Here is a 19833-nt window from a genome sequence, read left to right as displayed (position 1 = left end):
CCCCGCAGGGCGGGTTTGTTTTCAGCGGGAGAGGATCGTGGCGAGGTGACGCCAGGCCTGCTCGAAGCGCTCGCCGTACACTTCGGGTGCGTAGTGCGTGAGCTGCAGGAAGAGGCCGTCCATGATGACGAAGACCAGGGCGATGAAACCGTCGGCGTCTCCGTCGATGAAGCTTCCGGAGGCGACGCCGTCGTCGTACGTCTGGCGCACGGCCGCGGCGAGCTTCGATTCGGAGTCGAGGAAGATCTCGCGGAGCTGCCGTCCGGCGGGGCCGTATTCGGTGACGGCGGCGCGCAGACTGAACTCGGCGAGGTCGGGGCGGTCGCGGTAGTAGGCCTCGATGCCGCCGAGCAGGTGCCGCAGGCGGGCGAGCGGCTCGAGCTCGCCGCTGCTGCGGGCCAGATCGTCGAAGAACGCCGTGTGCTCGATGGCGACCTCGGCGTAGACCGTCTCGTACAGAGCTTCTTTGCTCGAGAAGTGCGCGTAGAGGGAGGGCGTCTTGATGCCGACGGCCTCGGCGATCTCGCGGAGGCTCGTCTCGGCGTAGCCCTGGCGCGCGAAGATCGTGCGGGCCTCGGCGAGGATCGTTGCTCGGGTCATGATTGCCTAACGACTATTAGTTAGGCAGAGAGTATCCCCGCTTCTCGGTATCGCGCAAGACCCCTCTCGCGACATCCGCACGACTACCGTGGGACCCATGCGCATCCCCGCCGCCATCCGCGCCTCGCAGCGCTCGCCGCTGCTGCAGGTCGGGAAGTCGGCGGCGGCGACGATCGGCGCCTGGCTCATCGCGGGCTGGGTGTTCCCCGCCCAGCTGCCCGTGTTCGCCGCGATCGCCGCGCTGCTGGTCGTGCAGCCGAGCGTGAACCAGTCGCTGTCGAAGGCCCTCGAGCGCAGCATCGGCGTCATCGCGGGCGTGCTGATCGCCGTCGGGCTCGGACTGCTGCTCGGGTCGTCGAGCTGGGTCGTGCTGCTCGCGATCGTCGTGGCGATGCTCGTCGCCTGGCTCGCGCGCACCTCTCCCGGCACCGGGAACCAGATCGCGATCTCGGCGATGCTCGTGCTCGCGCTGGGCTCGTCGAGTCCGGAGTACGCATTCGCCCGCATCGTCGAGACCCTGATCGGCGTCGCGATCGGCATCGTGGTGAACGCGCTCATCGTGCCGCCCGTACTGGTCGCCCCCGCACGCCGCGACCTCGGTCTGCTCGGGAAGGAGCTCGCCGCGAGCCTCGACCGCCTGGCGGACGCACTGCCCGAGCCGCAGACGCCCGCGCGACTGCAGGAGCTGATGCTCGAGGTGCGGTTGCTGCGTCCGATGAAGGACGCCGCCGAGGCATCCCTCGCCGCCGGCGAGGAGTCGCTCACCCTGAATCCTCGTCGCTCCACGCATCGGGCCGAGCTGCGCGAGATGCGGATGCTGGTCGACAGGCTGTCTCCGATCGTCACGCAGACCATCGGGATGACCCGCGCCTACTTCGACCACTACGACGACTCCATCGGCGACGAGCCCGTGGCGACGGCGATCGCGGAGCAGCTGCGCCGCGCCGGGCACGATGTGCGGCTGGCAGTGCAGATCGCCGACGTCGCCCCCGAGCCCGAGGCGCTGACCTCGGCGATCCCGGCGCTGACCGCGCCGCTCGTCGTGCGTCCGCCGTCGTCGCAGCACTGGATCCTGATCGGCTCGCTCCTGGAAGACCTGCGCCGCATCCACGGAGGACTGCTCGGCGAGGACTGACGCCGCAGGCCTACCCTGGACGCATGCCCGACACGACGCTGGCCGAGGCGCTCGGCGATCTCGCCGCCCTCGAAGACCCGAAGATGCGCGCCGCGAACGAGAAGCGCGGCGACGACCACGGCATGAACCTCAGCCGCCTGAGGGCGGTCGCGAAGAGGATCAGGACCGACCAGCCGCTCGCACAGGAGCTGTGGGCGACGGGCGAGACCTCGGCGCGACTGCTCGCCCTGCTGATCTGCCGACCGCGCGACTTCACCGCCGATGAGCTCGACGCGATGATCCGCGAGACCCGGCCGCCGAAGGTCAACGACTGGTTCGTGAACTACGTCGCCAAGAAGACGCCGCTCGCCGAGGAGATGCGGCTGCGCTGGTTCGACGACGCCGATCCGACGGTCGCCGCGGCGGCCTGGTCGCTGACGACGGAGCGGGTGATCAAGAACCCCGAGGGCCTCGACCTGGCGCACCTGCTCGACCTGATCGAACGCGATATGAAGGATGCTCCGTCGCGCCTGCAGTGGTCGATGAACGAGACCCTGTCGAACATCGGCATCCACCACCCCGCGCTGCGCGCACGGGCGCTCGACATCGGCGAACGACTGCAGGTGCTCGCCGACTACCCCACCGCCCCGGGCTGCACCTCGCCCTTCGCCCCGCTCTGGATCGGCGAGATCGTGCGGCGGCGCGAGGGCTGACCTAGCCTGAAGGCATGAGCACGCACATCGCCGCAGAGCCCGGTCAGATCGCCCCCATCGTCCTCTTCCCCGGCGACCCGCTGCGCGCGAAGTGGATCGCGGAGACCTTCCTCGACGACGCCGAGCTGTACAGCGAGACCCGCGGGATGCTGGGATTCACCGGCACGTGGGAAGGACACCGCGTGTCTGTGCAGGGGTCGGGCATGGGTCAGCCGTCGATGGCGATCTACGCCAACGAGCTGTTCGAGTCGTACGGCGTCGAGACCATCGTGCGGGTCGGCTCGTGCGGCGCGCTGACCGAGAAGCTCGCGGTGCGCGACATCATCATCGCGAACGGCGCGTGCACCGACTCGGGCATCAACCGGGTGCGATTCCACGGGCTCGACTACGCTCCGGTCGCCGACTTCTCGCTGCTCCGCGCCGCCGTCGAGGCCAGTGAGTCCGAGCCCCCGGCATCCGCCGTGCACGTGGGACTGCTGATGTCGAGCGACCAGTTCTACAGCACGAGGCCCGAGCTCAACGAGCCGTTCGTGCAGCACGGCGTGCTGGGTGTCGAGATGGAGACCAGCGGCCTCTACACGCTCGCCGCGTACTACGGCCGGCGGGCGCTGAGCATCTGCACCGTCTCCGACCACATCGTCACCGGCGAGGCCACGACGGCGCAGGAGCGCGAGCAGACCTTCGGCGACATGATCCGCATCGCGCTGCGGGCGGCGACCGCGGGTTGAGCGTCGTTTCGGCGTCGCGAGAACAGGCGAACACGCGGGATCAGGCCGATTCTCGCGAGAACTGCCTGATTCCGCGCGTCTGCCTGATTCGGCGCGGCCGCCGGCAATTCACGCGGCGACGGACGTGCGCTCTCCCAGGTACTCCGCCCAGGTGCTCCCCGCCCGCACCGCCGTCTCGTCGGCGAGGTTGTCGCCCGCGCGGTAGGCGCGACCCACGCCGCCCGGGATGCGCAGCGGCAGCAGCCGGTGCGTGCGCCCGCGAGCCGCGTCGAAGGTGCGCACGAGATCCGCGACCTCCTGCACCTCGGGCCCGGCGAGATCCGCGACCCGGCCGGCGGGCTCGGACAGCGTGAGCTCCGCGAGCCGCGCCGCGACGGCATCCACTCGGACCGTCTCGAACCGCAGTCCTCTCGGCGCGATCCGCATGCGCGACAGCGCCTTCACGATCGGCAGGGCGAAGTCGTGCAGCTGGGCGACACGCACCACGGTCCACGGGATGCCGGACTCCGCGAACTCGCGCTCCGCAGCCGCCTTCATGCGGAAGTAGCCGATCGGCATGCGGTCCGCACCGACCACCGAGATGAGGATCAGGTGCCGCACACCCGTCCGCCGCGCCGCCGCGACGAGATTCCGTGCCGCGACGTCGTCGCCCTTCGCGCCACCGGCGAGGTGCAGCACGGTCTCGACGCCGTCGAGCGCCTCGGCGAGCCCGGTGCCCTTCACGGTGTCTCCTTCGAAGGAGCGGATGCCGGGGGCGGCGGCATCCGCGTGCCGGCTGAGGATGCGCACCTCGCGGTCGGCGGCGCGCAGCAGCGGAACCGTGTGGCGACCGATGTTGCCGGTGCCTCCGGTGACGAGAATGGGAGTGCTCATGATGGTCTTCCTTCCGTGTGTCGCGAGGGCCTGTCACATCTCGGCCGTCGCATCCGTCGAGATCATGACGAGCGGCGACGAGGAGATGTGACATGGACGACGAGGAACTGGCCGAGAGGTTCGAGGCAGCTCGACCACGGCTGCGGGCGATCGCGACGAGAATGCTGGGATCGAGCGCTGATGCCGACGACGCGGTGCAGGAGACCTGGTTGCGCCTCGCCCGATCGGATGCCGACACGATCGACACCCTCGACGCGTGGTGCACGACGGTCGTGTCGCGGATCAGCCTCGATATGCTCCGCGCTCCGCGGTCCAGTCGAGAGCGCTCGTGGGAGATCGAGCCGTGGCGCGACGAGCCCGTCGACGCCGCACCGGATCTCGCCGACCTCGTCGATCGCTCCGACCGCGTCAACGTCGCACTGCTCGTCGTGCTGGATGCACTGACGCCGGCGGAGCGGATCGCTTTCGTGCTGCACGACGTGTTCGGCCAGCCTTTCGACGAGGTCGCCCGTGCGGTCGACCGCTCCACCGACGCGGCGCGGCAGCTGGCCTCACGGGCGCGGCGTCGACTGCGCGAGGCATCCGTCCCGGACCGGGCCGACCGACACCGAGGGCGCGCGCTGGTCGAGGCGTGGCTGACCGCGGCGCAGGAGGGCGATCTGGCCGCGCTCCTCGGGCTGCTCCACGAAGACGCCACACTGCACGCCGACTACGGCACGAGCACGCAGGATCTCCATGGCGCCGCCGAGATCGGCGCCCAGGCAGTCCTCGCCGCGCGTCTCGCGGCGCACTCCATCCCCGTGCTCATCGACGGCCGCCCGGGTGTCGCGGCATCCTTCGGCGAGCGCATCGTGTCGCTCATGTCGTTCGAGATCGAGGACGGGCGGATCGTCGGCCTGCAGGTGCTCGCCGACCCCGAGCGGTTGGCCGGCATGACGATCTGAGATACGGCGGGCAGGGGCATCCGACCGGCTCAGGCGGACTTCTCAGCCTCGGGCGGACGATTGCTCGGGATTCCTCCGCCCGACGACGAGTTCTCCTCCCGACGCGGGTGCGACTGATCCGCAGCAGTAGGGGATGATCGAAGGATGCTCCTCGACGCGCTCCCCGACGGATCCGACCCGGATGCCGTCTACCTGGCGTTCGTCGAGTGGGCCGAGTCCACCGGCATCCGCCTGTACCCCGCGCAGGACGAGGCGGTCATCGAGATCGTCTCGGGCAACAACTTGATCCTGTCGACGCCGACCGGCACCGGGAAGTCGCTCGTCGCCGTCGGCGCGCACTTCGCCGCTCTCGTATCGGGCCGCCGCAGCTTCTACACCGCGCCGATCAAGGCCCTCGTGAGCGAGAAGTTCTTCGCCCTGGTCGATGTGTTCGGCGCGCAGAACGTGGGCATGATCACGGGCGACTCCTCGGTCAACGCGGACGCTCCGATCATCTGCTGCACCGCCGAGATCCTCGCGAACCTGTCCCTGCGTCAGGGCACCGAGATGGACGTCGGCCAGGTCGTGATGGACGAGTTCCATTTCTACGCGGATCCCGAGCGCGGGTGGGCGTGGCAGGTGCCGCTGCTCGAGCTGCCGCAGGCGCAGTTCATCCTGATGTCGGCGACCCTCGGCGACGTGACGACCCTCGCCGCCGACCTCACCCGGCGCACCCACCGCGAGACGGCATCGGTCACCGGCGTCGAGCGGCCCGTCCCACTGCACTTCTTCTACGAGACGACGCCGATCCACGAGACCATCGACGATCTGCTGGGCACCGGCCAGGCGCCGATCTACGTGGTGCACTTCTCGCAGGCCGCCGCGATGGAACGCGCCCAGGCCCTGTCGAGCACGAAGGTCGCGACCCGTGAGCAGCGCGACCAGATCGCCGACCTCATCGGAGAGTTCCGGTTCACCACCGCATTCGGCAAGACGCTCTCGCGGTTCCTGCGCGCCGGGATCGGCGTGCACCACGCCGGGATGCTGCCGAAGTATCGGCGCCTGGTCGAGCAGCTCGCCCAACGCGGTCTGCTCCGCGTGATCTGCGGAACCGACACCCTCGGCGTGGGCATCAACGTGCCGATCCGCACCGTGCTGCTCACGGCCCTGACCAAGTTCGACGGCACGCGGATGCGGCAGCTCAACGCCCGCGAGTTCCATCAGATCGCCGGACGAGCGGGACGCGCCGGCTACGACACCGCGGGCACCGTCGTCGCGCAGTCGCCGGAACATGAGAGCGACAACGCCGCCGCGGTGAAGAAGGCCGGCGACGATCCGAAGAAGAAGCGCAAGATCGTGCGCAAAAAGGCGCCCGACGGCTTCGTGTCCTGGGGCGAGCCGTCCTTCCGCAAGCTCATCGACGCGACCCCCGAGACCCTGACGTCGCACATGCAGATCACGAGCGCCATGATGCTCAACGTGATCGCCCGCGGCGGCGACGTGTTCGCGAATATGCGCGCATTGGTATACGACAACCACGAGCCCCGCTCTCGGCAGCGCGAACTCGCCATCCGTGCACTCGGGATCTTCCGCACGCTGCGCGAGTCGGGCATCGTCGAGCGGACGGATGCCGGGGAAATCCGTCTGACCGTCGACCTGCAGCCGAACTTCGCGCTGAACCAGCCACTGTCGCCGTTCGCCCTCGCGGCGTTCGAACTGCTCGACCCGGATCCGAGCGCTGCGGCGAGCTCCGCGTCGCAGGGCGTGGGCACCGGCTCGTACGCACTGGACATGATCTCGATCGTCGAGTCGACGCTCGACGACCCGCGGGCCGTGCTGAGTCAGCAGGAGTTCCTGGCGCGCGGCGAGGCCGTCGCCGCGATGAAGTCCGAAGGCATCGAGTACGACGAGCGGATGGAGCTGCTCGAGCAGATCACGTATCCGAAGCCGCTCGACGAGCTCCTCACCGCCGCCTTCGAGACGTTCAGCGCGGCGCAGCCGTGGATCCGCGACTTCGAACTGCATCCCAAGTCCGTGGTGCGCGACATGTACGAGCGTGCCATGTCGTTCGGAGAATATGTCGCGTACTACAAGATCGCCCGCTCCGAGGGAGTCGTGCTCCGGTACCTCTCCGACGCCTACCGCGCCGCCTCGCAGACCATCCCGGAGGAGGCGAAGGACGAGGACCTCCGCGACCTCATCGAGTGGCTCGGCGAACTCGTCCGCCAGGTCGACTCGAGCCTGCTCGACGAGTGGGAGGAGCTGCGTGCCGGCATCGACAACGGCCGCTTCGACGGCGGGCCCGCGAGCGACGAGCCGATCGTGCCCCCCGCTCCGAAACGGCTCACGAGCAACGTCCGCGCTTTCCGCATCCTCGTGCGCAATGAACTGTTCCGCCGGGTGCAGCTGGCGGCGCGGGAAGACGTCGGCACCCTCGCCGAACTCGATCCCGAGTTCGGTGCAGATGCGTGGAACACCGCGCTCGACGGTTACTTCGCCGACCACGACGAGATCCTCACCGGCGCGGATGCCCGCAGCTCGAAGCTCCTGATGCTCGAGCAGGGCCCCGCGCAGTGGACCGCCCGTCAGATCTTCGACGATCCCGCCGGAGATCACGACTGGGGCATCTCGGCGACGGTCGACCTCGCGGCATCCGATGAGGCCGGCGAGGCCGTGCTCGTCGTGACGGGCGTCGACCGCCTCTAGATCAGCATCTTCTAGATGGTCCGCCAGGTGAATCGGCCGCCCAGCAGGGTCGCCGCGACCTGCATCTCGCGCAGCTCGTCGCGGTCGCTCGCGTAGGGGTCCCGGTCGCTGATCACGAGATCAGCGGGCTGCCCGACGGCCAGCGACGTGCGGACGGATGCCGCGAGCGCGACGTCGAGCGGCAGACGCTGCTCCGGATGCCACGCGTCACGGTCGCCCCGACTGCGGGCGGTCGCCGCACTCAGCGAGATCCACGGGTCCAGTGGCGCCACCGGGGCGTCGGACCCCAGCCGCAGCGACACTCCCGCGCGATGCAGCGAGCCGAACGCGAACGCGCGCCCGGTGCGCCCCGCCCAATGGTGGTCGGCGACGTCGCGGTCATCCATAGCGTGCTCAGGCTGCACGCTCGCGATCAACCCGAGCCGCGCGAACCGCGCGAAGTCGTCTTCGCGTACGAGCTGGGCGTGCTCGATCACGCCCTTCATCCCGAGCGCCTCGAAAGTGTCGAGCACTTCGGTGTTCGCCCGGTCCCCGATCGCGTGCACGGCCGCCTCGATGCCCGCACCCCGCGCACGCTCCAGCAGCCGCCTCAGCTCGGGGATCGGCACGCTCTCCATGCCGCACGCGTGCGGATGCGCGGGGTCCATGCCGGGGTACGGGTCCCAGCACCACGCGGTGCGGGTGTTCAGAGACCCGTCGACGATCACCTTCAGGCGGCCGAAGGTGATGAGCCCCTGCTCGTCGACGACATCGCCGGTGCGTCGACCGTCGGAGATGACCGACTCCAGCCGATCGGACCACACGGCGATGTCGGCGCGGAGGCTCGTGATCCCGGCCGCCGTGCGCTCCGACCACTCGGCGACGTTGTCGGTCTTCTCGTACTCGACGATGCCCACGATGCCCCGCGAAGCCGCGTCGTCGGCGGCCTCCCGATACGCCGAGTGCGGCAGGTCGCCCGCCTGATCGAACGAGTGCAGCAGCTGGATCCAAGGGCCCTCGCGCAGCAACCCGGTCTCATCGAGCGCGAGACCGAACCGTCGCGCGGCCGCACGATTCATCCACCCGCAGTGCAGATCACCGCTCACCAGCACGACCGGCACGTCCGAGACGGCGGCATCGAGCGCGTCCAGCGAGGCAGGCACGGGCCAGAGGCCGTCGCGGAAGCCGTAGCCCATCAGCATCCCGTCGCTCAGCGGTGCTCCCTCGGCGCGGGCGCGCCGCACCACGTCGAGCACATCGTCAGCGCTGCGCGTCTCGGTCAGGTCGACACGACGACGACGGATGACGTGCTGCGTGAAATGCACGTGCCCATCCCACATCCCCGGTCCGATCCACCGTCCGCCGGCATCGACGACCTCGCCCTCGGCATCCGTCGCACCCGCCGGGGCGATCCGCGCGATGACGCCCTCGCGCACGACCACATCGACCGGCTCGCCGCCGTCGTAGGGACGGACGTTCCGCAGGGTGACATCACCCCCGGACGACGCGGTCATGCGCCGTGCTCCCGTCCGTGCACGCGCGTCATCCGCGCCGCCAACGCGGGGTTCCGGTACGGACCGGGCTCCCCGAGCGCATCGATCACACGGTCCACGACCGCGTCCGGCTTGTCCTGACTCATCTTCTCTTTCGCCTCGAATCGATCCACGCGCAGCCGGAAGCCGACTGTGCCGTGCACGATGCGCTCCGCATACGCGCTGTTCTCGAGGGTCCCTCGCATCAGGTACGGCTCGGGCAGCACGTTCTCGAAGTGCGCGACGAGCCGGTCGAGCACCCGCAGGTTCTCGTCGTCCGCCAGGAGCTCGGGGGTGCCGTGCAGGTGCGCGACCGCGAAGTTCCAGGTCGGCACGGCCGGCGACGCGTCGTACCATCCGGGCGAGACGTACCCGTGGGGACCGTAGACGATCACCATCAGCTCGTGCGCGCCGAGTTCGTGCAGGCGTTCGTCGGGACGCCCGACATGACTCACGAGCACGATGCCCTCGGCATCCTCCTCGAGCAGCAGCGGATAGTGCGAGGCGACGAGACCCTTGCCCGGGACGAAACTCACGATCGTGCCCCACGGGTTCTCGCGCACCAGGGCGCGCACGGTCTCGACGTCGTCGAGCATGTAGTCCGGCGTGTGTCTCATCAGGCACCCGCGATCGCGGCCAGTCGCGCGGCACGGCGCTCCTGCTGCACATCCGGGTCAGGGACGGGTGCAGCCGCGAGCAGACGACGCGTGTACGGATCTTCCGGATGCTCGAGCACCTGCGTGCGCGACCCGGCCTCGACGACGCGACCGGTGTTGAGCACCATCACGCTGTCGCACAGCTCGTCGATCACCGCGAGGTCGTGGCTGATGAACACGCACGCGAACGCGAGTCGGGACTGCAGCTCGCGGAACACCTCGAGCACCTGCGCCTGCACCGACACGTCGAGAGCACTGGTCGGCTCATCGGCGATGAGCAGCGCCGGATCGAGCGACACCGCCCGGGCGATCGCGACCCGCTGCTTCTGTCCTCCGGAGAGCTCGTGCGGAAAGCGGTCGGCGCGGTCCGAGAGCCCGACGGATTCCAGGAGCTCCTCGACGCGATCGTTCAGGTCTCGCCCGCGCAGCCCCAGGATGCTGTGGAGTGGCTCTTCGACGCTCTGCCGCGCGGTGTACCGGGGGTTGAGCGACAGCGCGGGGTTCTGGAAGACGACCCCGACGCGCCGACGCGTGCGCCGGCGCTCCGCGCGCGAGGCCGTGCGCATGTCGACGCCTTCGATCCGGATCGTGCCCTCCGTCACGGGAGCCGCGCCGATCACGGCGCGCCCGATCGTGGACTTGCCGCTGCCGGACTCGCCGACCAGCCCGAGGATCTCGCCCTTCTGCACGTGGACGCTCACGCCGTCGACGGCACGGAACGCACCGCGCAGTCGACTTCCGTACGTCACGACGAGGTCGTCGATCTCGAGGACCGCGTCGGCGGCATCCAACGACGCACCGGCGCCACGGGACCCGATGCGCGGCACGGCGTCGAGCAGCTGTCGGGTGTAGCCGGCCGTGGGAGTGAGCAGCACGTTCCGCACCGCTCCCTCCTCGACGAGCGCACCGTGGCGCATGACCACCACGCGGTCGGCGAGTTCGGCCACCACGCCCATGTCGTGCGTGATCAGCAGGATCGCCCTGCCCTCGCGGCGCCCGAGTCGGGCGAGCACGTCGAGCACCTCGGCCTGCACCGTCACGTCGAGCGCCGTCGTCGGCTCGTCGGCGATGAGCAGCTGCGGGTCGGATGCCAGGGCCATCGCGATCCCGACCCGCTGGCACTGTCCACCGGAGAGCTCGTGCGGATACTGCTTCATGCGGCGCGCGGGCTCGGGGATGTCGACGAGCTCGAGCAGCTCGATCGCGCGCCGACGAGCCGCGCGGGAGCTGAGCGAGCGGTCGTGCGAGCGGACCGCCTCGATGACCTGGAACCCGATCGTGAAGACCGGGTTCAGCGAGGCGACCGGGTCCTGCGAGATCAGCGCGATCTCGGCGCCGCGCACCTTGCGCAGCTCGTGCGCCGGCAGCCCCAAGAGCTCCCGGCCGTGCAGCCGGACGGAACCGGCGGCCGTCGCGCCGTCGGGCAGCAGGCCGATGACAGACAGCGCCGTGACCGATTTTCCCGAGCCGGATTCGCCCACGACCGCGACGACCTCGCCGGGGGCGACGTCGAGGTCGAGACCGTGCACCACCTCGACCGGTGCCCGCTTACCGAAGGAGACGCGCAGGTCGCGCACGCGCAGGACGGGTTCAGTGGCATCCATCGATCACGCTTCGTCCTCGCCCGCATCGCGAGCGCGCTTGTGCTCGTGCCAGTCGGCGAGCATCTTGTGGTGGTAGTCCTGCACCCATTCCAGGTAGTCGCGTCCGTTGCGCAGACGCACAGCGGCATCGGTCTCGGTCGGGCTGAGCCAGCGCAGGGCGGTGTCGAGCGAGCGGATCTCCCGATCGAAGTAGCGGCGCTCGTTGGCCAGGAAGCTTCCCCACGGGTCTTCCTCGGCCATGAAGTAATGGTTGCGGTCGCCGGGCAGCGAGTGACGACGGATGAAGTTCGTGTCGATCAGCCGCCGCGTCGCCATCGAGACCGCACCGGTGCTGGCGCCGAGAGCCGCAGCGAGATCCGCCGACGAGATGAACGGCCGATCCATGATCATCAGGTAGCCGAGCACGCGTCCGTCCATCCGCGAGGTGCCCGCCATCTCCCAGATGAGCGAGATCTCCTCGGCGAACTGACGGCGATACTGCTCGCGCTCGGTGGCGGCGACGTTGTCCTCGGTCATGCGTTCTTCCCTTCCGGCGGCGTTCCGATCAGCATGCCAGTCACCGTCTCTCCCGCGGATCGAAGACACTGCGCAGCTCTTCACCGATCGCGACGACGGCGAGCACCGTCAGCGCGAGGAGCACGCTCGGCAGCAGCAGCACGTGCGGCGACGCCTGGAAGACCCGCGAGCCTGCGGCGATCTGCAGACCCCACGAGATCGCGGGCGACGACAGGCCGACACCCAGGTAGGTGAGCGTGCTCTCGGCGACGATCACCGCGCCGATCGTGAGAGTGGCGAGCAGCAGCACCGGCTGCACGGCGTTCGGCAGCACGTAGCGCGACACGATGCGCCCGGTACTCAGTCCCATCGTGCGTGCGGCGAGCACGTGGTCGGCCTTAGCGACCGACCGCACCGAACCGCGCATGAGGCGGGCCATCATCGGCCACCCGAAGATGCCGAGCACCAGTCCGACGGTCAGCACGTTGCGGGCACCCAGCACGTTGAGCACGACGATCGCGGCGAGCAGGAAGGGGAAGCCGAGGAAGACCTCGGTCACGCGCGAGATGATCCAGTCCGCGACCGAGCCGCCCATGCCGGCGAGCGTCCCGAGCAGCAGGGCGATGACGAGAGCGATCGCGGTCGCGAGGAATCCGACCGACAACGAGGCCTGTGCGCCGTAGACGCCGTTCGCCCAGATGTCGCAGCCCTGCACGTCGAACCCGAACGGGTGCCCTGCGCTCGCGGTGCCCGCGCTGTCGGCGAGATCGCAGGCGCGCGGATCGCCGTTGCCGAAGAGCCAGGCGAACGGGGCCGGCGCGACGGCGAAGGCGCCGATGACGAGGAGCACCGCGGCCGCGATCCAGAAGAGCGGCCGGCGCACCAGCATCCGTCCCGCCCCCTCTCGTCGGGAGGCGAGCGGGATGGCGGTGGTCTTCGGCACCGTGATCTTCGCGGTGCCCGGGGTCGGGTTCAGGGGGTCAGCCACGTCGGATCCTCGGGTCGAGCAGCGCGTGGAGGGCGTCCACGATCAGCGAGGTGAGCAGGAAGATGATGATCAGTGCGGTCGAGATGCCGACGACGAGGGTCGCCTCGTGATCGCGGATCGCCAGGAACAGCAGGTTGCCGACACCGGGGAGGTTGAAGATCCCCTCGATCACCACGGCACCGCCGAGCAGGAAGCCGAGATCGGTCGCGAGGAACGTGGCCGTGGGGATCAGCGAGTTGCGCATGACGTGCAGCCCGACGACGCGTGACTCTCCGATGCCCTTCGCCCTGGCCGTGCGCACGTAGTCGGCATCGAGGTTCTCGATCATCGATCCGCGCACGAGACGAGAGACGGATGCCAGCCCGAACAGCGCGATCACCATCGACGGCAGGATGTACGCCAGCGGCCAGCCCTCGCGGATGCCGGCGACCGGCAGCCAGTCCAACCGCACCCCGAAGATGATCTGCGCGGTGATGCCGAGCACGAAGACCGGGATGCAGCTGAGGGCGATCGAGATCACCAGCAGTCCGCGGTCGATGATCGTGCCGCGCTTGAGCGCCGAGACGATGCCGACGGCGAGACCGAGGATGATCTGGATCGTCCAGGCCGTGAGAGCGAGCGTGATCGTGACCGGCCATCGGGAGGCGAGCTGATCGGCGACCGCACGCCCGCGCAGATCCACGCCGAGGTCGCCCGTGAGCAGGTTGCCGATGTAGTTCGCGTACTGGACCAGCAGCGGCTGATCGAGCAGGTAGCGCGCGTTCAGCGCGTCGATCACGGACTGCGGCAGCTGCCGGTCGCCGGCGAGCGCGCGGATGGGATCGCCCGGCATGCTGAAGACGGTGAAGTAGATGATGAACGTCACTCCGAAGAAGACGATCGCGAACCCCACCAGGCGCTGCAGCAGCTTCAGTGCGAGTCCCACGCGCGCGTCCCTTCGAGCTGCGCGTGCGCGGCGAGGATCGCCCCGTACTGCACGCCGACCACCGCGCTCAGCGGCAGCGGCGTGGATTCGCCGCGCTGGAGCGCCTCGTGCAGCCAGCCGTCGAAGAGGGTCTGGGCCTCGACGGCGACGCGGCGCAGCTCCGGAGCCGCGGTTCCGGCGTCGACCTCGGCGCGCAGCGCGCGCACCAGCATCCCGCCCCACCGCAGTCGGTGCAGGCGCACGAGGCCGGACAGCGTCTCGACCTCCGAGACCGTGGCGAGGCGGTCGGACTCCTGCGCGGCGCGGGCGAGACTCTCCTCACCGGCCCCGGTCGCCGCGGGCGCGAACACGCGAGCGGCGCGGAGCAGCGGGGTGTCGAGGCGCAGGTGCGGCTCGACGCGGGTGAGGAGCGCGGTGAGCCGGGTCCCGGCATCCACCAGCTTCTCGCCCGACTCGCGCAGCGCATCGCGGTAGCGGGTCTCGCTGATCGTGGTGTCGTCGGCGAAGGGGTCGCTGAACTGCGGCAGTTCGGCGATGAGCGACAGGGTCCCGTACTTCTGGGCGTACGACGTCGATGCGTCGCCGGCGGATCCGGGCGGGTAGGGGTCGAGGCCGTAGGCCTCCGTCCAGTCGTAGGCGTCCTGCAGAGTGCCCATCTCGTAGATCGCCGACGCGAGCACGGTGAAATGCGCACCCTCGGCCTCACCGGTGTGCAGCGGCACCCCGAGGGCTGCCGGCAGCGCATGCAGGATCGGGTACAGCTCTGGTACCGGACGCGAGAGGTAGAAGTAGGCGCCGCCGCCCTCGCTGTTGTGCAGTGGCACGTAGAGATCGGGTCGCGCGGTGTCGATCGCCCGGGCGAGCGCCTGCGTCTCGGGCATCATGGCGTCGAAGTACGCCTTCTTGTAGGAGAAGGGGAACGTCCACTCCACCTGCTCGTCCGGCGCCGGACGGTAGAACTCCCGCGCATAGCGCTCGCGGTCGGAGGGATCGGCGAACCAGCCCTCGTTGAGCCGCATGCCGTCGGGATCGGCGCAGGGCACGATGTGCCAGGTCGTGTCGAGCTCCTCGCGGAACGCGGCATCCGAGGCGAGCTGCTCGGTGAGATGCAGGATCGTCAGCGAGCCGATCGGCTCGTTCGGGTGCACTCCACCCACGACGAGCGCCGAGCGCGTGCCCTCGCCGATCGAGTAGAGCGTGATCGGCTCGCCGAGGCGGCTGGTGCCGATCCGCTCGCTGCGGATCAGGTCGGGGTGCTGTGCGCGGAGCGCCTCCATCTGCTCGTTCAGCGCGTCGACGGTCGGGAAGGAGGTGTGGCTGGGCGCCGCGCCGGCACGGCGGAGGATGTCCTCCACCGTGCCGGCGGTCGGTGCCGCTGCGGAGTCGTGCACGAGGCGTCGTTCTCTCTCTGTCGGATCAGGATGCCGCGGAGTCGGTGACGACCTTGGTGAGGTCGACGCTCCCCGACACCGTGGACAGGTCGGAGATGCGATCCGAGGTGACGTAGAGGTAGCGGTTGCCGAACAGCGGCACCGTGGGGAAGTCCTCGAGGATGCGCTCCTGCACCTTCACGTAGCCCTCGGAGGACTCGTCGAAGGTGGCGGCCGCGTTCGCCTCGGTGATCAGCGCGTCGACCTCGGGGTTCGAGTAGCCGCCGGCGCCGAAGTTGCCCTCGCCCGTCGCCGTGTAGACCGCGGTCAGCGTGTTCTGCTGGCTCGGGTACAGCGCACCCCAGCGAGCGCGGAACGGTCCGTTGACCTCGTGCGCGCCGACGGTGTCGACGAAGGCCGCGAAGTCGACCGACGGGGTCGCGACGACGCTCTCGATGCCGAGGTTCTGGCGCAGCTGGTTGGCGATCGCCTCGAACAGGTCCTCCTGGCCCCAGTTGGCGATGTAGTGCACCGCCAACTCGCCCTCGAATCCGCCGGCCTCCTCGAGCAGCGCCTTGGCTGCCTCCGGATCGAACTCGCAGTACTCGCCGCAGACGCCCTCGGGGTCGCCCGGCATGCTCGGCGCGGTGAGCGATGTCGCCGGCACCTGGGATCCGCCGAAGATGGCGTCGTTGATCGCCTCGCGGTCGATCGCCATCGAGATGGCCTGTCGGATGCGGGGATCCGCGAACCGCGGATCGGTCAGGTCGAATCCGAGGAAGTCGACACCGGGGGCGTCGAGCTCGTAGACGTGGTCACCGAAGTCGGTGCGCGCCTGCGCGACCTGCGATCCGGCGATGGCGACGATGTCGACCTGGTCGGCCAGAGCGTCGGTGTAGGCGGTCGTGGTGTCGAGGTAGGGCACGAAGGTGACGGCGCCGACATTCGGCTCGGTGCCCGCGTAGTCCTCGTAGGCGACGGTCTCGATCGGGTCGGTGTCGGACCAGCCGTCGACCAGGGCGAACGGGCCGTTGCCGACCGGCGCCTTCTCCCAGGCGTCGATGTCGTCGAGCGCTTCGGACGGGAGCGGGTACAGGCCGGTCTGCCCGGCGGTGAGCTGGAGCGGGAACTGCCGGTCCGGAGCGTTGAGCTCGACGGTGAAGGTGAGGTCGTCGACCACGGTGAGCCCGGCGAGCTCGGTCGCGGTCGGCTCGGCGCCCTCGGCGGGGTTCATGTCGGCGTAGCCGACCACTCCGGCGAGCTGTGCGCCGTTGACCCAGGCGTTCGGCCCGTAGGCGGCGTGGTTCCAGGTGTCGACGTAGTCCTGAGCGGTGACGGGGGTGCCGTCGTGGAACGTCCAGCCGTCGCGGAGCGTGATCGTCCACAGCTTCGCGTCGTCGGACTCGACGGACTCGGCGGCGACATTCGTGATCTCACCCGCGTCGTCGATCGCCGTCAGCGGCGAGAACAACGCGATCACGATGTTGTACGAGGTGAACTGGTTGGCCGGGACGAGGCTGTCGGGCTTCTCGACGGCGAAGCGGATCGGGTCGGCGTCGCCGGCGTCATCCGTGTCCGGCGACGACGCGGAACAACCCGCGAGCGACAGTGCCAGGACCGCGGACGCGGCGATCATCAGTCTTGCAGTGCTGTGCATAACTCCTCCTTGAGCCACACCTGACGGTGCCGCATCGAGTGTGGGCGGGCTCATACCTGCGGGATTTCGCAGGTGTTCCCAGCACGCTAGATCGCGGCGCTTCAACAATCAATGAAACTTCAGTAGAAATTGAAAGTTGTAATAGGAGTGAAACAGGAGGGACTCATGGGCGCAACAGAAGGGGTCGTCCGTTACCGAAACGTGACCGACGCCGTGCGGCGATCGGACCGGTGTTCGCCATCGGCCGGCGGACCGATGGCGAACCGTTCCTCGGTCAGTGACGGTCGCTGAACGCGATCACGGATGCGCAGAGCGCATCGGCGACAGCCTGCCCGTCGATGTCGAAGAGCACGTCGACGTTGGGCTCCCCCTGCCACCGATCGATCATCTGCACGACCGTCTGCCCGCGCGTGTGCTCTCCGTGCAGCTCGACGTCGACGTGCAGATGACGCACCGTGAACCAGTCGGGGTTGAGGGCGTACGCGACGCACGGCACATCGTTGAGGTGCATGCCCTCGGTCTTCCATTCCGGCATCTCGGTGGTGTCATCGTGGCGATCCGGGTACCCGATCATCTCGCAGAGCGCGCGGCCCATCGGCGACTGCGACTCCCAGAGGGCGGCGACATGGTCCGGCGAGAGAGCGAAGCTGCGCGAGACGTCCAGGCCGACCTGCGTGAGCGGAGCACCGGACTTGATGACGATCTCGGCCGCCTCCGGGTCGTTGTAGATGTTGGCGCTCGCGACGGGAGTGACGTTGCCCCAGGTGAGAGCCGCCCCGCCCATGTAGATGATGCGGCGCACCGAGCGCGCGAACGCCGGCTCGAGCTTGATCGCCAGCGCGACGTTCGTCAGCGGAGCGAGCGCCATGATGGTGACCTCGCCGGGAGACGACATGACCGTGTCGATCATCCGCAGCACGGCGTCCGTCGGCACATCGGCGTCCGGAGCAGGGTCGGGGTACTCCCAATAGCCCACGCCACCGGGGCGGTGGATGTGCTCTGCGTAGTGCGGCTCGCCGACCAGCGGCCGAGCGGATCCCTGCCAGATCGGAAGGTCGGGACGCCCGGCCAGGTGAGCGATCTTTCGCGCGTTCGCCGTCGCGGTCTCGACCCGCACGTTGCCGAAGACCGTGGTCAGCGCCTCGATCTGGAAGGCGTCGGACGAGAGCGCCCAGAACAGCGCACCCGCGTCGTCGATTCCCGGGTCGGTGTCGATGATCAGTCGTTCCATAGCCATGCTTTCTCTCCTGTCCTACCGGCGCACTCGCCGGTCGGACGCTTCACGGGGTTCCGAGGTCTCCGAAGTCGTCGCGCTGGCGGCGCGAGCGGCCCGGGCAGCACGTGCCGCCCGGAACAGGTACCAGCAGTTGATCAGGATCAAGGTGATGTTGAGGGCGACCATGGGTGCGCTGCCGAGCAGCAGGTTGTAACCCATGAGCAGCGAAGAGGCACCGAGGTTCACCCATCGCAGGCGCAAGATCGTCGGCTGGAGCAGCGACACGATCAGGAGGGCACTGCCGGCCCAGCCGACGACCTCACGCCAGACGTCCATCAGCGGGTCACTTCCCCACGAAGAGGCCGTTGCGGCGCTTGGCGACGATGTACAGCACGACGCTGATCGCGCAGAGGGACGCGATGTAGATCGGGAACACCCACAGCATCCCCTGGCTCTGCAGCCAGAGCAGCAGGTACGAGGCGGTGCCGCCGAAGATGGCCACGCCGAGTCCGTATCCGAGCCCGAGAGCGGTTCCTCGGATGTGCTGCGGCAGGAGCGAGTTGGCCACGACGACGAAGATCGTCATGTTGAGCAGCAGCACGATGGCGCCGCCGAACATCACGCCGGCGAGCGTTCCGACCCCCGGCTGCGAGTACAGCAGGGCGAGGAAGATCGTCGGGATGGCCAGCAGCCGCGCGACGACGAACCACCGCGACATCGGGAACCTGTCGAGGATGCGGCTCAGGACCAGGGCTCCGACCGTCAGGAAGATGCCCATTCCCGTCGTGATGGCGAACACCGCGGTGGGGTCCTCGCCGAAGGTGCCGTTCGCCAGGTTGGGGAGCCCGGCGATCCACGTGTAGTTGTACGCCTGGATCGCGCCGACGATGAACACGGCGGCGAGCACGCTCAACCAGTACTTGCGAACATCGCGCCAGACCGAGTTCTCCTTGGTGGGAATCGCACCGACGGTGCGGATCGCCGCGGTGTCGAGTGTCTCGGGCAGGGTGCGACGCAGCCACAGCACGAGCAGACCGAACACTCCGCCGATGAGGAACGGGATGCGCCAGCCGAAGGCGGCCAGTGCTGCCGGGCCGAGGAGGAGGCTGATGAAGAAGATCGACAGCGGTGCCAGCAGGTTGCCCAGGTTGTTGAAGAACGCGAAGAAGCCGGCGACGTAGCCGGGCCGGTTCGGCACGAGCTCGAGAGCGTACGCCGTTCCGAGAGGCGCTTCGACGCCGGCGGAGAGCCCCTGCAGGAGCCGCGCGAGGACGACGATGATCGGGGCGGCCACGCCGATGGTCTGGAAGTCGGGCAGCACTCCGATGATGAAGCTGCCCAGCGCGACGGCACCGACCGCGCCGATCATGATCTTCCTGCGTCCGAAGCGATCTGCCACGAACCCGAACACGACACCGCCGAGCGGACGTGCGACGAAGCCGACGGCGAACACGGCCAGCGCGTTCAGGGTCGACGCGAGCGGACTGTCCGAAGGGAAGAACGCGGCGCCGAGATAGACCGACAGCAGTCCGAAGATCGCCCAGTCGTACCATTCGAGTGCGTGTCCCCAGCTCAGCGCCCGGAGGTTCCGGCGCTCTGTCTTGCTGGCCTTGCTCGTCAACTGCGGCGGCTTCGCGGCCACCATCTCTTCAGTGCTCATGGAGCTCCCTTGCTCTGCCTCCGGGGCGGAGGGCGATCGACCTGTGCGTGCGGATAACTCCTGGTCATGGGCCGAGTCCTGTCGTACAGCAGGG

General features: G+C 69.0%; 18 protein-coding genes. 5 read left to right on the top strand and 13 right to left on the bottom strand.

Features of this window, described 5'->3' with window-relative positions; translation table 11 throughout:
* Positions 1-21 precede the first annotated feature (21 nt).
* Positions 22-600 (bottom strand): TetR/AcrR family transcriptional regulator, encoded by a 579-nt coding sequence (locus tag LC452_RS09025; RefSeq protein WP_223624328.1) that lies wholly within the window; start codon positions 598-600, stop codon positions 22-24.
* Positions 601-697: 97 nt separating this feature from the next.
* Here LC452_RS09025 and LC452_RS09020 point away from each other — a divergent pair, with 97 nt between their 5' ends.
* The 3 genes from LC452_RS09020 to deoD are packed head-to-tail and all read left to right on the top strand — an operon-like array spanning position 698 to position 3155.
* The gene (locus LC452_RS09020; RefSeq protein WP_223624313.1) at positions 698-1735 is read left to right on the top strand and encodes an aromatic acid exporter family protein; all 1038 of its coding nucleotides are present in this window, start codon (positions 698-700) and stop codon (positions 1733-1735) included.
* Positions 1736-1758: 23 nt separating this feature from the next.
* The gene (locus LC452_RS09015) at positions 1759-2427 is read left to right on the top strand and encodes a DNA alkylation repair protein (RefSeq protein WP_223624311.1); all 669 of its coding nucleotides are present in this window, start codon (positions 1759-1761) and stop codon (positions 2425-2427) included.
* Positions 2428-2441: 14 nt separating this feature from the next.
* Positions 2442-3155 carry a purine-nucleoside phosphorylase gene (gene deoD / locus LC452_RS09010; RefSeq protein WP_223624310.1) on the top strand — a complete coding sequence of 238 codons (714 nt, stop codon included), beginning with the start codon at positions 2442-2444 and terminating at the stop codon, positions 3153-3155.
* A gap of 108 nt (positions 3156-3263) precedes the next feature.
* Here deoD and LC452_RS09005 read toward each other — a convergent pair whose 3' ends face one another.
* Positions 3264-4028 (bottom strand): SDR family oxidoreductase, encoded by a 765-nt coding sequence (locus tag LC452_RS09005; protein WP_223624309.1) that lies wholly within the window; start codon positions 4026-4028, stop codon positions 3264-3266.
* Positions 4029-4120: 92 nt separating this feature from the next.
* Here LC452_RS09005 and LC452_RS09000 point away from each other — a divergent pair, with 92 nt between their 5' ends.
* Both LC452_RS09000 and LC452_RS08995 read left to right on the top strand, forming a co-directional pair.
* The gene (locus tag LC452_RS09000) at positions 4121-4972 is read left to right on the top strand and encodes a sigma-70 family RNA polymerase sigma factor (RefSeq protein WP_223624308.1); all 852 of its coding nucleotides are present in this window, start codon (positions 4121-4123) and stop codon (positions 4970-4972) included.
* Positions 4973-5116: 144 nt separating this feature from the next.
* Entirely contained in the window at positions 5117-7657 is a 2541-nt protein-coding gene (locus tag LC452_RS08995) for an RNA helicase (RefSeq protein WP_223624307.1), read from the top strand.
* Positions 7658-7668: 11 nt separating this feature from the next.
* Here LC452_RS08995 and LC452_RS08990 read toward each other — a convergent pair whose 3' ends face one another.
* From LC452_RS08990 to LC452_RS08940, 11 genes are all read right to left on the bottom strand, one after another.
* Entirely contained in the window at positions 7669-9150 is a 1482-nt protein-coding gene (locus tag LC452_RS08990; RefSeq protein ID WP_223624306.1) for an amidohydrolase, read from the bottom strand.
* The gene (locus LC452_RS08985; RefSeq protein WP_223624305.1) at positions 9147-9785 is read right to left on the bottom strand and encodes an FMN-binding negative transcriptional regulator; all 639 of its coding nucleotides are present in this window, start codon (positions 9783-9785) and stop codon (positions 9147-9149) included. The genes LC452_RS08990 and LC452_RS08985 overlap by 4 nt, the downstream gene beginning before the upstream one ends.
* Entirely contained in the window at positions 9785-11428 is a 1644-nt protein-coding gene (locus LC452_RS08980; protein WP_223624303.1) for an ABC transporter ATP-binding protein, read from the bottom strand. The genes LC452_RS08985 and LC452_RS08980 overlap by 1 nt, the downstream gene beginning before the upstream one ends.
* A gap of 3 nt (positions 11429-11431) precedes the next feature.
* The gene (locus tag LC452_RS08975; RefSeq protein WP_223624302.1) at positions 11432-11944 is read right to left on the bottom strand and encodes a GbsR/MarR family transcriptional regulator; all 513 of its coding nucleotides are present in this window, start codon (positions 11942-11944) and stop codon (positions 11432-11434) included.
* Positions 11945-11984: 40 nt separating this feature from the next.
* Positions 11985-12911 carry an ABC transporter permease gene (locus LC452_RS08970; protein WP_223624300.1) on the bottom strand — a complete coding sequence of 309 codons (927 nt, stop codon included), beginning with the start codon at positions 12909-12911 and terminating at the stop codon, positions 11985-11987.
* Entirely contained in the window at positions 12904-13836 is a 933-nt protein-coding gene (locus tag LC452_RS08965; RefSeq protein ID WP_223624298.1) for an ABC transporter permease, read from the bottom strand. Before LC452_RS08965 ends, LC452_RS08970 begins: the two co-directional genes overlap by 8 nt.
* Complete coding sequence (locus LC452_RS08960; protein WP_223624296.1) at positions 13821-15227, bottom strand: M14 family zinc carboxypeptidase; 1407 nt, start codon at positions 15225-15227, stop codon at positions 13821-13823. Before LC452_RS08960 ends, LC452_RS08965 begins: the two co-directional genes overlap by 16 nt.
* Before the next feature lie 25 nt (positions 15228-15252).
* The gene (locus LC452_RS08955; RefSeq protein WP_223624294.1) at positions 15253-16863 is read right to left on the bottom strand and encodes an ABC transporter substrate-binding protein; all 1611 of its coding nucleotides are present in this window, start codon (positions 16861-16863) and stop codon (positions 15253-15255) included.
* 274 nt (positions 16864-17137) lie between these two features.
* Complete coding sequence (locus LC452_RS08950) at positions 17138-18100, bottom strand: nucleoside hydrolase (RefSeq protein ID WP_223624292.1); 963 nt, start codon at positions 18098-18100, stop codon at positions 17138-17140.
* A gap of 15 nt (positions 18101-18115) precedes the next feature.
* Positions 18116-18415: a YgjV family protein gene (locus tag LC452_RS08945; RefSeq protein WP_223624290.1), complete on the bottom strand. Its 300-nt coding sequence runs from the start codon at positions 18413-18415 to the stop codon at positions 18116-18118.
* A gap of 7 nt (positions 18416-18422) precedes the next feature.
* Positions 18423-19739, bottom strand: a complete 1317-nt coding sequence (locus tag LC452_RS08940) for an MFS transporter (protein WP_223624289.1) — start codon at positions 19737-19739, stop codon at positions 18423-18425.
* Positions 19740-19833: the final 94 nt, after the last annotated feature.

This window comes from Microbacterium sp. EST19A, assembly GCF_019969685.1.
Lineage (GTDB): Bacteria > Actinomycetota > Actinomycetes > Actinomycetales > Microbacteriaceae > Microbacterium.
The sequence above is the reverse complement of the archived record's forward strand: the minus strand, read 5'-3'. Positions and strand labels throughout refer to the sequence as shown.

Bases quoted from the DNA above. Each gene is read 5' to 3' on its own strand.
- LC452_RS09025 (WP_223624328.1), bottom strand. From the start codon at position 600: ATGACCCGAGCAACGATCCTCGCCGAGGCCCGCACGATCTTCGCGCGC.
- LC452_RS09020 (WP_223624313.1), top strand. From the start codon at position 698: ATGCGCATCCCCGCCGCCATCCGCGCCTCGCAGCGCTCGCCGCTGCTG.
- LC452_RS09015 (WP_223624311.1), top strand. From the start codon at position 1,759: ATGCCCGACACGACGCTGGCCGAGGCGCTCGGCGATCTCGCCGCCCTC.
- deoD (WP_223624310.1), top strand. From the start codon at position 2,442: ATGAGCACGCACATCGCCGCAGAGCCCGGTCAGATCGCCCCCATCGTC.
- LC452_RS09005 (WP_223624309.1), bottom strand. From the start codon at position 4,028: ATGAGCACTCCCATTCTCGTCACCGGAGGCACCGGCAACATCGGTCGC.
- LC452_RS09000 (WP_223624308.1), top strand. From the start codon at position 4,121: ATGGACGACGAGGAACTGGCCGAGAGGTTCGAGGCAGCTCGACCACGG.
- LC452_RS08995 (WP_223624307.1), top strand. From the start codon at position 5,117: ATGCTCCTCGACGCGCTCCCCGACGGATCCGACCCGGATGCCGTCTAC.
- LC452_RS08990 (WP_223624306.1), bottom strand. From the start codon at position 9,150: ATGACCGCGTCGTCCGGGGGTGATGTCACCCTGCGGAACGTCCGTCCC.
- LC452_RS08985 (WP_223624305.1), bottom strand. From the start codon at position 9,785: ATGAGACACACGCCGGACTACATGCTCGACGACGTCGAGACCGTGCGC.
- LC452_RS08980 (WP_223624303.1), bottom strand. From the start codon at position 11,428: ATGGATGCCACTGAACCCGTCCTGCGCGTGCGCGACCTGCGCGTCTCC.
- LC452_RS08975 (WP_223624302.1), bottom strand. From the start codon at position 11,944: ATGACCGAGGACAACGTCGCCGCCACCGAGCGCGAGCAGTATCGCCGT.
- LC452_RS08955 (WP_223624294.1), bottom strand. From the start codon at position 16,863: ATGCACAGCACTGCAAGACTGATGATCGCCGCGTCCGCGGTCCTGGCA.
- LC452_RS08950 (WP_223624292.1), bottom strand. From the start codon at position 18,100: ATGGCTATGGAACGACTGATCATCGACACCGACCCGGGAATCGACGAC.
- LC452_RS08945 (WP_223624290.1), bottom strand. From the start codon at position 18,415: ATGGACGTCTGGCGTGAGGTCGTCGGCTGGGCCGGCAGTGCCCTCCTG.
- LC452_RS08940 (WP_223624289.1), bottom strand. From the start codon at position 19,739: ATGAGCACTGAAGAGATGGTGGCCGCGAAGCCGCCGCAGTTGACGAGC.